Genomic DNA, 12201 nt, shown 5'->3' with positions numbered 1-12201 from the left:
AGGGACGGGCGGGCGAAGAAGCACAGGCCCCCTCACCCGCCCAGGGAGTGCCTAGTAGCACTCCACGGTGCCCTTGTGGAGCGACATCTTGAGGTTGCTCAGCTTGAAGGTTCCGGCGGTGGTCGCCCACGCCGTCTGCTTCACGTCGCTCAGCGTGGCCGAGTCGGCCTGCTGGGCGAACCCGTAGGGGTTGGCCTGCTCCGAGCCGCCCTTCATGCCCGGACCCTTGTTGGCGTCCTTGGCCGCCACACCGATGTCGATGCCCTTGAAGACGGCATCGGCCGAGAGGTCCTCGACGTCGATGTAGAGGTTCTCGGCCTCGACCTTCTTGCCACCGGTACCGGCGGTCAGCTTGAGGCTGACGCTACCGAGGAACGGGACACCAGGGGTCACGACCGACTGGCACATGTTGGTGATCTCGGCCTTCTTGAACGCCGAGACGGCGACGGGGTGAACCGTCTTCTCGCCCTTGAGGGTGTAGCCCTCGTCGAGCGCTCCGTACTGCGAGAAGCCCTGACCTTCGAGCTGACCCGCCGTCACCTTGAACGACTGGCCCGACACACTGAACGACGCCGCGAGAGCACCCTGCGCGAGGGCGACACCTATCGCTGCCGTGGCGGCGACGCTGGGCACCATGACCACAGCGAACCGCTTCCATCTGGTCCCGCCACGCACCTGGGACTCCATATTTCCTCCTTCTCGGACGTACATCTCCTGCCACCGGCTCGCCCCTTGACGGCGGCTCGGCCGGACAGGGATGGGAGAAGTGCTACGTCCTCGGGAATGGGGAGCGCCCGCGCTCGGTGGCACCGAAGCGCCCGAACTCACCGGCGATCACCCCCGAGCGACAACCACTGGTCGCGCCTGACACGCATCACGCACAACCTGCTGGACAGGCTCCACCGTTGAGGCGGAGACCCCCCTGTCCAAGAGACGACGCCACTGTCGCCGGCTCTACTCGGTGGGGACCCAGAAAACCCGTTGACCCGACTGGCCGGCGGGGTACGGGATTGGACCGAGCGTCGCCGATCGTGGTGCATTCTCGCCGCCCCCGCAAGGGGGTTCGTTACTCGCTAGTAACGGACGGATAACCGAACAACGACCCATTGGCATCGGGCAGCGACCCTGGGTCGCCCCGAGTGAGGCGACAGACTGGTTGACAGCCGGACAGAGTCCGACACATCGGCGCGGTTCTCTTACTGCCAGTAACAGCGACCGGGATTACCAAGATTTGGTAAAGGGCGGCCGGGATGTCGCCGTGTCGCCAAATCTCTCACTCCGGCCACACGTGTTCCGGCACATCACAGCCGTGCGCCCACGCCGAGGCGTGGGCGCGGAAGCGAACCGGGACGGGCCGACGCGGCCCGCCCCGGAACCCGTCTCAGAACAACGCCCGCGCCAGCGCCCGGCGGGCCGCGGTCACCCGCGGATCGTCGGACCCGACGACCTCGAACAGCTCGATCAGCCGCAGCCGCGCGGTCTCCCGCTCGTCACCCGCCGACCGCCGGACCGTCTCGACGAGCCGCCCGAAGGCGTCCTCCACATGTCCGCCCACGAGGTCGAGGTCGGCCGCCGCGATCTGCGCCGGCACATCGGCGGGGTTCTCCGCCGCGGCCTTGCGCACCTCCTGCGGGTCCATGCCCTGCACCCGCTGCAGCAACTCGGCCTGCGCGAGGCCCAGCTTGGCCTCGATGTTGCCCGGGTCGTCGCTCAGCACGTTCTTGTACGCCTGCACCGCGCCGCCGAAGTCGCCCGCGTCCAGGGCCTGTACGGCGGCGGCGAGCAGATGGTCGTAGGGGCCGGCCGGGATCTGCGGGGCCGACTCGACCGCACCGGGCTCGGCGTCGGGGTCGACCACGAGGCCGGTGAGGCCGAAGCGCTGCTCGGCGACCTGCACGAGCTGGTCGAGGGTGGCGCGGATCTGCTGCTCGGGGGCGGCGCCCTGGAAGAGGGGCAGCGCCTGCCCGGCGACGACGGCGAACACCGCCGGGATCCCCTGGATCCCGAACTGCTGCATCAGCATCTGGTTCGCGTCGACATCGATCTTGGCGAGGACGAACTTGCCGTTGTAGTCGACGGCCAGCCGCTCCAGCACGGGGCTGAGCTGCTTGCAGGGCTGGCACCACTCGGCCCAGAAGTCGATGACGACGGGCACCTCGGTGGAGCGCTGGAGGACCTCCCTCTCGAACCCGGCCTCATCGACGTCGATGACCAGGTCGGCCGGGGAGACCGCTCCTTGGCCGCCCTGCCGGGCCGCTTCGGCGCGCGCCTGCTCCGCCTTCGCCTTGGCCTCCTGGGCCGCCTTCACCGCGGCGAGGTCGACGACTCCGCTCATGGACATGTTCCGTGGCTGCATGAGTACATCCTCCCCCCTCCGGGCGCGCGTGTGAAAAGCGTCGCGAAGCCGACCGTCCCCCTGGCGCACAAGCTTTCGCTACGACCCGTAGCGTAACTGCACCCGCGACTCCTATGTACCCACTCCCCGGTGATCTGCCTCACGGCACCGGGCACGACATCCCTGGACGCCGAAGAACGGCCGGATATGGTCGGCGGCATGCAGAGCCGCACCCCCGCCTCCCGCGCCACGGGGCGTCCGCGCAGCGCCACGGCGGACGCCGCGATCCTGGCGGCCACCCGGGAGGCTCTCGTGGAGCTGGGCTGGTCGAAGCTGACGCTGGGCGACGTGGCGACGCGCGCCGGGGTGGCCAAGACGACCCTCTACCGCCGCTGGGCGGGCAAGAACGAGCTCGTGGTCGACGCGGTGGCCGAACTCTTCGACGAGCTGGAGATCCCCAACCGGGGCAGCCTCGCGGCGGACATCGAGGGCGTCGTGCTCCAGTTCGCCGCGATCCTGGCCCGTCCCGAGGCACGCAGCGGCCTGATGGCCGTCATCGCCGAGTCGACCCGCGACGACGCGCTGCGCGAACGCATCCGCACGTCCATCGTCGAACGCCAGAAGCGGCTGGTCCTCGAGGGCCGCACCCGTGCCCAGGCCCGCGGCGAACTCCCGCCGGAGTCCGACCCGACGACCGTCGACCTCATCTTCGACGTCGTGGCGGGTGCGGTGGTCCACCGCACGCTGGTGAGCGCGGAACCGGCCGACGAGCAGTGGGTGCGCGCCTTCACCAGGCTCCTGCTGGTGGGCCTGGGCGGGGCGGCGGGCTGAGGGGGACGCACGCGACCGCGCCGACCGGCCGGCACGCGCGGGCCCCCTTCCGCGAACGGCGTCTAGAAGCCCGCGGGCTCCGTGTAGACGCCCCACTCGTCGCGCAGGACGCCGCAGATCTCGCCCAGCGTGGCCTCCGCGCGGACCGCGTCCAGCATCGGCCCGATCATGTTCGACCCGTCCCGGGCGGCGGCGAGCATGGTGTCCAGGGCGCGCCGTACCGCCGCGTCGTCGCGGACGGACTTCCGGCCGGCCAGCACCCGCACCTGCTCGCGCTCGACCTCGTGGCTGACCCGCAGGATCTCCAGGTCGCCCGTGACGGAGCCGTGGTGGACGTTGACGCCCACGACGCGCTTCTCGCCCTTCTCCAGGGCCTGCTGGTAGCGGAAGGCGGACTCGGCGATCTCACCGGTGAACCACCCGTCCTCGATGCCCCGCAGGATCCCGGAGGTCATCGGCCCGATCGGGTGCCGCCCGTCGGGGTGGGCCCGCAGCCCGCGCTCCTTGATCTGCTCGAAGATCTTCTCGGCGTCGGCCTCGATACGGTCCGTCAGCTGCTCGACGTACCACGAACCGCCCAGCGGGTCGGCGACGTTGGCGACGCCGGTCTCCTCCATCAGCACCTGCTGCGTGCGCAGCGCGATCTCGGCGGCCTGCTCGGAGGGCAGCGCGAGGGTCTCGTCCAGGGCGTTGGTGTGCAGGGAGTTGGTCCCGCCGAGGACCGCGGAGAGCGCCTCCACAGCCGTGCGCACCACGTTGTTGTACGGCTGCTGCGCGGTCAGCGAGACACCGGCGGTCTGGGTGTGGAACCGCAGCCACTGGGCCTTGTCGGTCCGCGCCCCGTACACGTCGCGCATCCAGCGGGCCCAGATCCTGCGCGCCGCGCGGAACTTGGCGATCTCCTCGAAGAAGTCGACGTGCGCGTCGAAGAAGAAGGACAGCCCGGGCGCGAACACGTCGACGTCCAGCCCGCGGCTGAGCCCCAGCTCCACGTATCCGAAGCCGTCGGCCAGGGTGTACGCCAGCTCCTGCGCGGCCGTGGCCCCGGCCTCACGGATGTGGTAGCCGGAGACGGACAGCGGCTTGTACGCGGGGATCCGCTCCGCGCAGTGCTCCATGAGGTCGCCGATGAGCCTGAGGTGCGGCTCGGGCTGGAACAGCCACTCCTTCTGTGCGATGTACTCCTTGAAGATGTCGGTCTGCAGGGTGCCGTTCAGCACGCCCGGATCGACGCCCTGCCGCTCGGCGGCGACGAGGTACATGCAGAAGACGGGCACGGCGGGCCCGCTGATGGTCATGGACGTCGTGACGTCCCCGAGCGGGATGTCCTTGAACAGGACCTCCATGTCGGCGGCGGAGTCGATGGCGACGCCGCAGTGCCCGACCTCGCCGAGCGACCTGGGGTCGTCGGAGTCCCGGCCCATGAGGGTGGGCATGTCGAACGCCACGGACAGACCCCCGCCGCCGTTGGCGAGGATCGTCTTGTACCGCTCGTTCGTCTGCTCCGCGTTGCCGAACCCGGCGAACTGCCGGATCGTCCAGGTCCGCCCCCGGTAGCCGGTCGGGTGGAGCCCCCGCGTGAACGGGTACTCCCCCGGCCACCCGATCCGGTCGAACCCGTCGTACACGTCCCCGGGCCGGGGGCCGTACACGGGCTCCACCGGATCGCCGGAAAGCGTGGTGAAGTCGGCCTCGCGCTTGCGCGCGGCGTCGAACCGGGCCTGCCAGCGACGGCGACCCTCCTCGATGGCGTCAGCGTCCATGCACCCCAATTTACTAGGACGTCCTAGTAAACGACAGTGACGCAGGTCAGGACGCGCCGGAAGGATCCACGGAAGCACCCGTTACGCTCAACGGCATGAAGAAGAGCGTCTTGACCCGCTACCGAGTGCTGGCCCTCGTCACGGCCGTGCTGCTGATCCTGCTCACGGCGGGCGTGATCGGGAAGCGCGTGCTGGGCCTGGACGGCTTCGACACCTTCGTCACCGTGGTGGGCTTCGCCCACGGCTGGCTGTACGTGTTGTACCTGGTCTTCGCCTTCGACCTCGGCAACAAGATGAAGCTGCCGGTCGGGCGTCTGCTGTGGGTCCTGCTCGCGGGCACGGTCCCGACCGCCGCCTTCTTCGTCGAGCGCCGGATCACCCGTGAGGCCGAGCCCCTCGTCATCGAGGGCCCGGCGACCGAGACCGCCGCGGCCTGACCCGGCGGTCGCCGCTCAGCTCTCCTCGAAGTCCCCCGCCGCCACCCGCAGCGGGCGGAGCATCGCGAAGATCTCCGCGCACTCCTCGGCGTCGTAGACGCCGAGGCCGAAGTCCATGGCCATGAGGTCGCGGGTGGCGGCGTCACAGACCTCACGGCCCTTGTCGGTGATCGAGGCGAGGGTGCCGCGGCCGTCGTTGGGGTTGGGGCGCTTGTCTACGAGACCCGACTTCACCAGGCGGTCCACCGTGTTCGTCACGGACGTGGGATGGACCATGAGGCGCTCACCGATCTTCGACATCGGCAGCTCGCCCTTCTGCGAGAAGGTGAGGAGCACCAGCGCCTCGTAGCGCGCGAAGGTCAGCCCGTACGGCTTGACGACCGCGTCGACCTCCGCCAGCAGGATCTGCTGGGCGCGCATGATCGAGGTGATCGCGGCCATGGCCGGGACGTTTCCCCAGCGCTGCTTCCAGTGCTCGTCGGCGCGCGAGATGGGGTCGAAGGAGAGGCTGAGCGGCTTCGGCACGCCATCGACCTTACCGGCCGGTCACATGCTGGTCAGCCCCGTCTCGCGTTTCGGTCGCCCGGCGGACCGTCGACCCTCCGCGGGCGGTGTCGCCCCCGAGTCGATTTATCACCCTGCGCAACGATCAGTGACATATCGTCACGGTCCGTCACCGCCGGGGAGCAGGGGGAAGCGCCATGTCCCGGCCCCGCGCGTCCGTCCCGAACAGCGTGTACCAGCCCGGCGGCACGAGGGTCCGGTCCTCCGGGACGTCGATGGTGATCGAGTCGCGGGTCCGGGTGATCTCCAACGCCATGGACCGCTGTTCGACGTCGTGGAGTGGGTGACCGCGCTGGGCCGCACGAGCCGGGCCGCGACGCTCCGCTCCGGGTGCGCGGCGGCGAAGGCGGCGCGGCCCTTGGCGTCGGTCTCCTGGGGACCGTCGCCGAGGACGGGGCGGTCCTTGCGGAAGGGGCCGAACGGAGGACATTCCGGCGGGTGCCCGCTCCTGCGCCGGACGGCGTAGCGCTCGCACCCCTACCCGGCGAGGTACCGCTCGATCGTCTCCACCTTGGAGGTGAGGCCGTCGGTCACGCCGGGGCGGATGTCCGCCTTCAGGACCAGGGAGACCCGCGGGGCGCGCTCCTCGACTGCGGCGACGGCGCGGCGGACGACGTCCATGACCTCGTCCCAGTCGCCCTCGACGGAGGTGAACATCGCGTCGGTGCGGTGCGGCAGACCCGATTCACGGACGACCCGGACGGCGTCGGCGACGTACTCCCCCACGTCCTCGCCGACGCCGAGCGGCGTCACGGAGAAGGCGACGATCACGCGTTCACGATCCCTTCCTTGCGAGCGCGGGAGGCGATCACCGCGTTCTCGGCCTCACGGCGCAGCCTGCGCTCGGCGAAGAAGCCGCCGGCGGGAAGCACGGCGAGGGCGAAGTAGAGCGCGGCGGTCTTCAGCGACCACTTCGCACGGTTCCAGGCGTCGGCCCAGAAGACCAGGTACAGCAGGAACAGGATGGCGTGGACCCAGCCCATGACGGGCACCGCGTTGAACTCCGTGGTCCGCTTCAGCACCGAGCAGACGAGCAGCAGCAGGAAGGAGACGGCCTCGGGGGCGGAGACGAGGCGCAGGCGGCGGAGGGCGGAGGCGGTCTTTATGTCCACGGGTCACCTTCGGTGGGGTCGGCGGGCGAGTCGTCGAGCTTTGTGAACGCATGCACAAGCGCTGCCCATTCTGGCATCCGTCAACCGCCTGAATGCCCTAGGGGTCCCCTCAGGGTCGAGATCACCCTCTGGACCCTGTCCTGTCCGGCCATCGGCCGGTTACCTTCACCCCGTGGCAATGTTCCGACTTCAAGGCAGCAAGGTGCTCGCCGTCGACATGACCGGGGACGCCGTGAAGGCGAAGAACGGCTCGATGGTCGCGTACGACGGTCAGATGTCGTTCAAGAAGCTGAGCGGCGGTGGTGAGGGCCTGCGCGGGATGGTGACGCGGCGCCTCACGGGTGAACAGATGACGTTGATGGAGGTCACCGGGCAGGGGACCTGCTGGTTCGCGGACCGGGCCTCCGAGATCAACCTCGTGAATCTCCAGGGGGACAAGCTGTATGTGGAGTCGAGCAATCTGCTCGCGACGGACTCCGGCCTGCGGACGGGCACGAGCTTCACGGGGCTGCGCGGCGCGTCACAGGGCAACGGCCTGTTCACCACGACGATAGAGGGCCACGGCCAGGCGGCGATCATGTCCGACGGCCCGGCCGTGGTGCTGCGCGTGAGCCACCAGTACCCGCTGACGGTGGACCCGGGGGCGTACATCGCCCACCAGGGCAACCTCCAGCAGTCGTTCCAGTCCGGCGTGACGTTCCGCACGCTCCTCGGGGAGGGCGGCGGCGAGGCCTTCCAGATGCGCTTCGAGGGCGACGGACTCGTCTATGTCCAGCCGAGCGAGCGCAACACGATCGCGGGAGACGTGTGAGATGCCCTTCCGTGAGATCAACTCGAAGATGATCGAGGCGACCGTCATCCCCGGCCAGCGGCTGTTCAGCCAGCGCGGGGCGATGCTCGCCTACAAGGGCGAGGTGTCCTTCACGCCCAACATCCAGGGCGGCCAGGGCGGCATCGCGTCGATGATCGGCCGCCGCGTCGCGGGCGAGGCGACCCCGCTGATGACCGTCGAGGGCAGCGGCACGGTCCTGTTCGGGCACGGCGGCCACCACATCCAGGTGATCAGCCTGACCGGTGACACGCTCTACGTCGAGGCCGACCGTCTGCTGGCCTTCGACGGCACCCTCCAGCAGGGCACGATGTTCATGGGCTCGCAGGGCGGAGTCATGGGCATGGTCCGCGGCCAGGTGACCGGGCAGGGCCTGTTCACCACCACCCTCCAGGGCCACGGCGCGGTCGCCGTGATGGCGCACGGCGGAGTCATCGAGGTCCCGATCACCCCCCACCGCCCGGTCCATGTGGACCCCCAGGCGTACGTGGCCCACTACGGCGACGTGCGCAACAAGCTGTCCACCGCGCTCGGCTGGCGCGACATGGTGGGCCGCGGCTCCGGCGAGGCGTTCCAGCTGGAGCTGAGCGGCAACGGCGCGGTGTACGTCCAGGCCTCGGAGGAGAAGCTGTGAGCATGTACGGGGGCCCGGTCGCCGGCCCGACGGTCTTCGACCCGATGACGCTGCCGAGCGACGACAACGTCAACAACTACACCTTCTGCGTGGAGCTCAAGGGGAGCCAGTGGTTCCTGCAGAAGGGCAAGATGATCGCCTACTACGGGCAGATGGAGTTCAACGGCGTCGGGCACGGCCGGCTGGACCGCCTTGTCCGTACGTCCTTTCATTCGCCTCTGCACGCGAGCGACTGGGTCGTCGCCGAGGGCTCCGGGAAGATGCTCCTGGCCGACCGGGCCTTCGACGTCAATTCATATGACTTGGACGAGGGCAACCTGACCATTCGCTCCGGCAACCTCCTCGCTTTTCAGCCAAGTCTCGCACTGAAGCAGTCCATCGTTCCGGGGTTCCTGACGCTGATCGGGACCGGCAAGTTCGTGGCCGCCTCGAACGGCCCCGTGGTGTTCATGGAACCCCCCATTCGGGTCGACCCTCAGGCGCTGGTCGGGTGGGCCGACTGCCCCTCCCCCTGCCACCACTACGACCATGGGTACATGACAGGCGTGATGGGCGGTCTACGTGCACTGACGGGCATCGGAGGCGCCTCCGGCGAGGAGCACCAGTTCGAGTTCGTCGGGGCGGGCACGGTACTGCTCCAGTCGTCCGAAACGCTGATGGCCGAGCAGGCCATGGGCGCGGTGCCGCACGAGCCGGGCGTACCCGGCGGCGGAGGGGTACCCAGCCACCACGGACAGCAAGCCGGCACACCGCGCCTTCCCGGACAGCTGGGGGACCTCCAGCGTCGCTTCGGGCTGTGAGCGGTAGTCTGCGGAGTGTGACATCGAACGTGTGCACGCTGTCATGTTCCGACCCGTACCACCACAACCCTCACTAGTTCACCTTTCAACCTTTTAGGTAGACTTCATTCATGGAGACCGAGACGGCCACGCGCTGGCTGACCGATGCGGAGCAGTGCGCCTGGCGCACCCATCTGGACGTCAACCGACTGTTGACGCACCAGCTCGAAAGGGATCTGCAGCCGTTCGGCCTGACAATGAACGACTACGAGATCCTGGTGAACCTTTCCGAGTCGGAGGGTCTGCGGATGCGGATGAGCGACCTCGCCTCCGCGACCCTCCAGTCCAAGAGCCGCCTCTCGCACCAGATCACCCGCATGGAGAACGCGAACCTGGTGCGCCGGGAGAACTGCGAGTCCGACCGGCGCGGGCTGTTCGCCGTGCTCACCGAGCACGGGCTGGAGACCATGCAGCGGGTCGCGCCGCACCATGTGGCGTCGGTACGGCGGCACTTCATCGATCTGCTGCCGGAGGAGGCGCTGGAGGAGCTGCACAAGTCGCTGACGCCGGTCGCGGAGCACTTGCGCAGCCATCGCGGCAAGCCGTAGCGCTCCGCTTGGGGGGCCGGGGGAGTACGGGGGTGGGCTGCGGGTCTGGTGCCGGCTGCGGGTTCGTCGTGGCTGGTCGCGCAGTTCCCCGCGCCCCTGGGTTGCCTGGGGGCGCCCTCAGATCTCCCTCGGGAGGCGTAGTTCGAAGAGGGCGCCGCCTTCGGGGGCGTCCCGGACGGTCAGGGTGCCTCCGTGGCGGCGGGCGATGTCCCTGGCGATGGCCAGGCCCAGGCCGGCGCCGCCGTCGTCGCGGGCCCGGGACTCGTCCAGACGGACGAACCGTTCGAAGATGCGGTCGCGGTCGGCCGGGGCGACCCCCGAGCCGTCGTCGGCGACCTGGAGGACGGCCTCGCCGGCCTCGGCGCGCAGGGTGACGGCGACCCGGTCGCGGGCATGCCGGGCGGCGTTGTCCAGCAGGTTGCCGAGGACCCGGCAGATCTGGCCGCGGGAGCCGCCGACCTCCAGCGACGCCACACTGTCGAGGGCCACCCCCCGACGGGAGTCCACCTCCTCCCGGACGACGGCCGCGAGGTCGAACCGCGCGTCCGGCGGCGGCCGCTCCCCCGCGTCGAGGCGGGCGAGGAGCAGCAGGTCGGCGGCGAGAGTCTGCAGCCGCACGGTGTCCTCCAGGGCCCCCTCCAGGTCCAGCAGGTCCGGGTGCGCGGCGCCCACCTCCAGCTGGGTGCGCAGCGAGGCGATCGGGCTGCGCAGCTCGTGCGAGGCGTCGGCGACGAAGGCGCGCTGGCGTTCGACGGAGCTCTCCAGCGCGGCGAGCGTCTCGTTCGTCGTACGGGCCAGACGCGCGACCTCGTCATGGGTGTCCGGCTCGGGGACACGCCGCGAGAGGTCCTCGGACGCCGTGATCGCGGCCATCTCGACGCGGATGTCCTCGACGGGTCGCAGCGCCCGCCGGGTGACCACGTACGTCACCCCGCTGACCGTCAGCAGGAGCAGCGGCAGCCCGATCAGCATCGTCGTCAACGCGGTGTCGACTGCGTCCTGTTCGACGGCGAGCGGCGCACCCGCGTAGACGGTGAGGGGAACCCCGCCCTTCGTGATCACGTCGACGGCGGCGAACCGGTAGTCGGCCGTCTCCCCCTCGACGGTCGCGGTGCCCTCGCCGTACCAGGTCTCGTCGGCGACCTGACCGGGCTTCAGGCGGTCCGCGTCCTCCGCCTCCCGGTCGCCCTCAGCCCGGTCGTCGGCGTCGTCGTTGGTCTCGGAGTTGAGCCGCTCGGAGGCGACGGCGCTCACGCTGATGCCCTCGACGTCCTCGCCGACCACGACCGGCTTCTGCCCTCGGTCGAGGATCTCCACGGGGTTCTCGTCGCCGTCCGGCAGGTTCAGCTTGTCGTACGCGAAGCCGTGGGCGAGCGCCGAGGCGGCGCTGCGAGCCACGGAGTCGGCCTCGGTGTCCGCCTTGTCGACGAGGGTGAACCGCAGCGAGAGCAGCACCGCGGCGCCCGCGGCGACCAGGGCGACGGCGACGACCGCGGTCGCGGCGAGAGTGGCACGGGCCCGTACGGAGCCCAGACGGCGCCTCACGGGCGGGCCTCCAGTCGGTATCCGGCGCCGCGGACGGTCTTGATGAGCGTCGGGCCCAGCTTGCGGCGCAGGGTGCTGATGTAGACCTCGACGATGTTCGGGTCGCCGTCGTAGGCGAAGTCCCAGACGTGCTCCAGGATGTCGGCCTTCGACACGACCTCACCGGCCCTGTGCACGAGCTGTTCGAGGACGGAGAACTCCTTGGCGGTCAGGGTGACCTCGTCGTCGGCGAGGAACACGCGCCGGGCGGCGGTGTCGACCCGTAGATCGCCGACCGTGTGCACGGGCGCGGCCCCGCCGGCCGGGCCGCGCCGCCTGAGCAGCGCCTTCACCCGGGCGACGAGGACCACGTACGAGAACGGCTTGGTGAGGTAGTCGTCGGCGCCCGTGTCGAGTCCCTCGGCCTCGTCGTACTCGCCGTCCTTGGCGGTGAGCATCAGGATCGGCACGTCGTGGCCGGCGGCGCGCAGGGCGGCGCACACGCGGTAGCCGTTCATGCCGGGGAGCATGATGTCGAGGATGACGAGGTCGTAGACGCCCTCGCTCGCCCGGTGCAGGCCCTCCGCGCCGTCGTGGACGACGTCCACCGCGTAGCCCTCGGCCGTCAGCCCCTTGGCCAGGGACACCGCGAGCCGCTTCTCATCTTCCACGATCAACAGGCGCATGCGTTCAGCTTGGCAAAGCGAACCTGAAGCGGTCTTCAGGGGCTTTCAGGTCCGCTTCAGCGTCGCTCGGCCAGATTGGTGGACGTCGAAAGCAGACGA

15 protein-coding genes are annotated in these 12201 nt (G+C 69.8%); 6 read left to right on the top strand and 9 right to left on the bottom strand.

What is annotated here, in order from left to right:
• Nucleotides 1-51: 51 nt before the first annotated feature.
• Both ACZ4Z3_RS11855 and ACZ4Z3_RS11850 read right to left on the bottom strand, forming a co-directional pair.
• The gene (locus tag ACZ4Z3_RS11855; protein ID WP_468500788.1) at nt 52-636 is read right to left on the bottom strand and encodes a DUF6230 family protein; all 585 of its coding nucleotides are present in this window, start codon (nt 634-636) and stop codon (nt 52-54) included.
• Between the two features lie 745 nt (nt 637-1381).
• A complete protein-coding gene (locus ACZ4Z3_RS11850; RefSeq protein ID WP_468500787.1) occupies nt 1382-2356 on the bottom strand; it encodes a tetratricopeptide repeat protein in 975 nt (324 codons plus the stop codon).
• A 198-nt stretch (nt 2357-2554) separates the two neighbouring features.
• Between ACZ4Z3_RS11850 and ACZ4Z3_RS11845 the strand changes: the two genes are divergently transcribed.
• Entirely contained in the window at nt 2555-3166 is a 612-nt protein-coding gene (locus ACZ4Z3_RS11845) for a TetR/AcrR family transcriptional regulator (protein ID WP_468500786.1), read from the top strand.
• Nucleotides 3167-3228: 62 nt separating this feature from the next.
• On the opposite strand, the gene ACZ4Z3_RS11840 is transcribed toward ACZ4Z3_RS11845, so the two are convergent.
• Nucleotides 3229-4929, bottom strand: a complete 1701-nt coding sequence (locus tag ACZ4Z3_RS11840; RefSeq protein ID WP_468500785.1) for an acyl-CoA mutase large subunit family protein — start codon at nt 4927-4929, stop codon at nt 3229-3231.
• 95 nt (nt 4930-5024) lie between these two features.
• On the opposite strand from ACZ4Z3_RS11840, the gene ACZ4Z3_RS11835 reads away from it, so the two are divergent.
• Nucleotides 5025-5366 (top strand): DUF3817 domain-containing protein, encoded by a 342-nt coding sequence (locus tag ACZ4Z3_RS11835; RefSeq protein ID WP_468500784.1) that lies wholly within the window; start codon nt 5025-5027, stop codon nt 5364-5366.
• Nucleotides 5367-5381: 15 nt separating this feature from the next.
• Here ACZ4Z3_RS11835 and ACZ4Z3_RS11830 read toward each other — a convergent pair whose 3' ends face one another.
• The 4 genes from ACZ4Z3_RS11830 to ACZ4Z3_RS11815 all read right to left on the bottom strand — a co-directional run bounded on the left by ACZ4Z3_RS11830 (nt 5382) and on the right by ACZ4Z3_RS11815 (nt 7042).
• On the bottom strand, nt 5382-5891 hold the full coding sequence (locus ACZ4Z3_RS11830) for a MarR family winged helix-turn-helix transcriptional regulator (RefSeq protein ID WP_468500783.1): 510 nt from the start codon (nt 5889-5891) through the stop codon (nt 5382-5384).
• 148 nt (nt 5892-6039) lie between these two features.
• Nucleotides 6040-6186 carry a hypothetical protein gene (locus ACZ4Z3_RS11825; RefSeq protein WP_468500782.1) on the bottom strand — a complete coding sequence of 49 codons (147 nt, stop codon included), beginning with the start codon at nt 6184-6186 and terminating at the stop codon, nt 6040-6042.
• 221 nt (nt 6187-6407) lie between these two features.
• Nucleotides 6408-6701, bottom strand: a complete 294-nt coding sequence (locus tag ACZ4Z3_RS11820) for an MTH1187 family thiamine-binding protein (protein ID WP_468500781.1) — start codon at nt 6699-6701, stop codon at nt 6408-6410.
• Entirely contained in the window at nt 6698-7042 is a 345-nt protein-coding gene (locus ACZ4Z3_RS11815) for a DUF3817 domain-containing protein (RefSeq protein WP_468500780.1), read from the bottom strand. The genes ACZ4Z3_RS11820 and ACZ4Z3_RS11815 overlap by 4 nt, the downstream gene beginning before the upstream one ends.
• 178 nt (nt 7043-7220) lie before the next feature.
• Between ACZ4Z3_RS11815 and ACZ4Z3_RS11810 the strand changes: the two genes are divergently transcribed.
• From ACZ4Z3_RS11810 to ACZ4Z3_RS11795, 4 genes are all read left to right on the top strand, one after another.
• Entirely contained in the window at nt 7221-7853 is a 633-nt protein-coding gene (locus tag ACZ4Z3_RS11810) for an AIM24 family protein (protein ID WP_159776404.1), read from the top strand.
• A gap of 1 nt (nt 7854) precedes the next feature.
• Entirely contained in the window at nt 7855-8505 is a 651-nt protein-coding gene (locus ACZ4Z3_RS11805) for an AIM24 family protein (RefSeq protein ID WP_468500779.1), read from the top strand.
• Between the two features lie 2 nt (nt 8506-8507).
• Nucleotides 8508-9305: an AIM24 family protein gene (locus ACZ4Z3_RS11800; protein ID WP_468500848.1), complete on the top strand. Its 798-nt coding sequence runs from the start codon at nt 8508-8510 to the stop codon at nt 9303-9305.
• A gap of 110 nt (nt 9306-9415) precedes the next feature.
• A complete protein-coding gene (locus tag ACZ4Z3_RS11795; protein WP_055538055.1) occupies nt 9416-9892 on the top strand; it encodes a MarR family winged helix-turn-helix transcriptional regulator in 477 nt (158 codons plus the stop codon).
• A 117-nt stretch (nt 9893-10009) separates the two neighbouring features.
• On the opposite strand, the gene ACZ4Z3_RS11790 is transcribed toward ACZ4Z3_RS11795, so the two are convergent.
• Together ACZ4Z3_RS11790 and ACZ4Z3_RS11785 are read right to left on the bottom strand one after the other, a co-directional pair.
• Nucleotides 10010-11437 (bottom strand): sensor histidine kinase, encoded by a 1428-nt coding sequence (locus ACZ4Z3_RS11790; protein ID WP_468500778.1) that lies wholly within the window; start codon nt 11435-11437, stop codon nt 10010-10012.
• Nucleotides 11434-12102: a response regulator transcription factor gene (locus ACZ4Z3_RS11785; protein ID WP_468500777.1), complete on the bottom strand. Its 669-nt coding sequence runs from the start codon at nt 12100-12102 to the stop codon at nt 11434-11436. Before ACZ4Z3_RS11785 ends, ACZ4Z3_RS11790 begins: the two co-directional genes overlap by 4 nt.
• Between the last annotated feature and the right edge of the window lie 99 nt (nt 12103-12201).

This window comes from Streptomyces sp. NPDC030296, assembly GCF_055572815.1.
The sequence above is the reverse complement of the archived record's forward strand: the minus strand, read 5'-3'. Positions and strand labels throughout refer to the sequence as shown.

Coding starts and splice junctions, on each gene's coding strand:
- ACZ4Z3_RS11855 (WP_468500788.1), bottom strand. CDS start 636: ATGGTGCCCAGCGTCGCCGCCACGGCAGCGATAGGTGTCGCCCTCGCG.
- ACZ4Z3_RS11850 (WP_468500787.1), bottom strand. CDS start 2,356: ATGCAGCCACGGAACATGTCCATGAGCGGAGTCGTCGACCTCGCCGCG.
- ACZ4Z3_RS11845 (WP_468500786.1), top strand. CDS start 2,555: ATGCAGAGCCGCACCCCCGCCTCCCGCGCCACGGGGCGTCCGCGCAGC.
- ACZ4Z3_RS11840 (WP_468500785.1), bottom strand. CDS start 4,929: ATGGACGCTGACGCCATCGAGGAGGGTCGCCGTCGCTGGCAGGCCCGG.
- ACZ4Z3_RS11835 (WP_468500784.1), top strand. CDS start 5,025: ATGAAGAAGAGCGTCTTGACCCGCTACCGAGTGCTGGCCCTCGTCACG.
- ACZ4Z3_RS11825 (WP_468500782.1), bottom strand. CDS start 6,186: ATGGCGTTGGAGATCACCCGGACCCGCGACTCGATCACCATCGACGTC.
- ACZ4Z3_RS11810 (WP_159776404.1), top strand. CDS start 7,221: ATGTTCCGACTTCAAGGCAGCAAGGTGCTCGCCGTCGACATGACCGGG.
- ACZ4Z3_RS11805 (WP_468500779.1), top strand. CDS start 7,855: ATGCCCTTCCGTGAGATCAACTCGAAGATGATCGAGGCGACCGTCATC.
- ACZ4Z3_RS11800 (WP_468500848.1), top strand. CDS start 8,508: ATGTACGGGGGCCCGGTCGCCGGCCCGACGGTCTTCGACCCGATGACG.
- ACZ4Z3_RS11795 (WP_055538055.1), top strand. CDS start 9,416: ATGGAGACCGAGACGGCCACGCGCTGGCTGACCGATGCGGAGCAGTGC.
- ACZ4Z3_RS11785 (WP_468500777.1), bottom strand. CDS start 12,102: ATGCGCCTGTTGATCGTGGAAGATGAGAAGCGGCTCGCGGTGTCCCTG.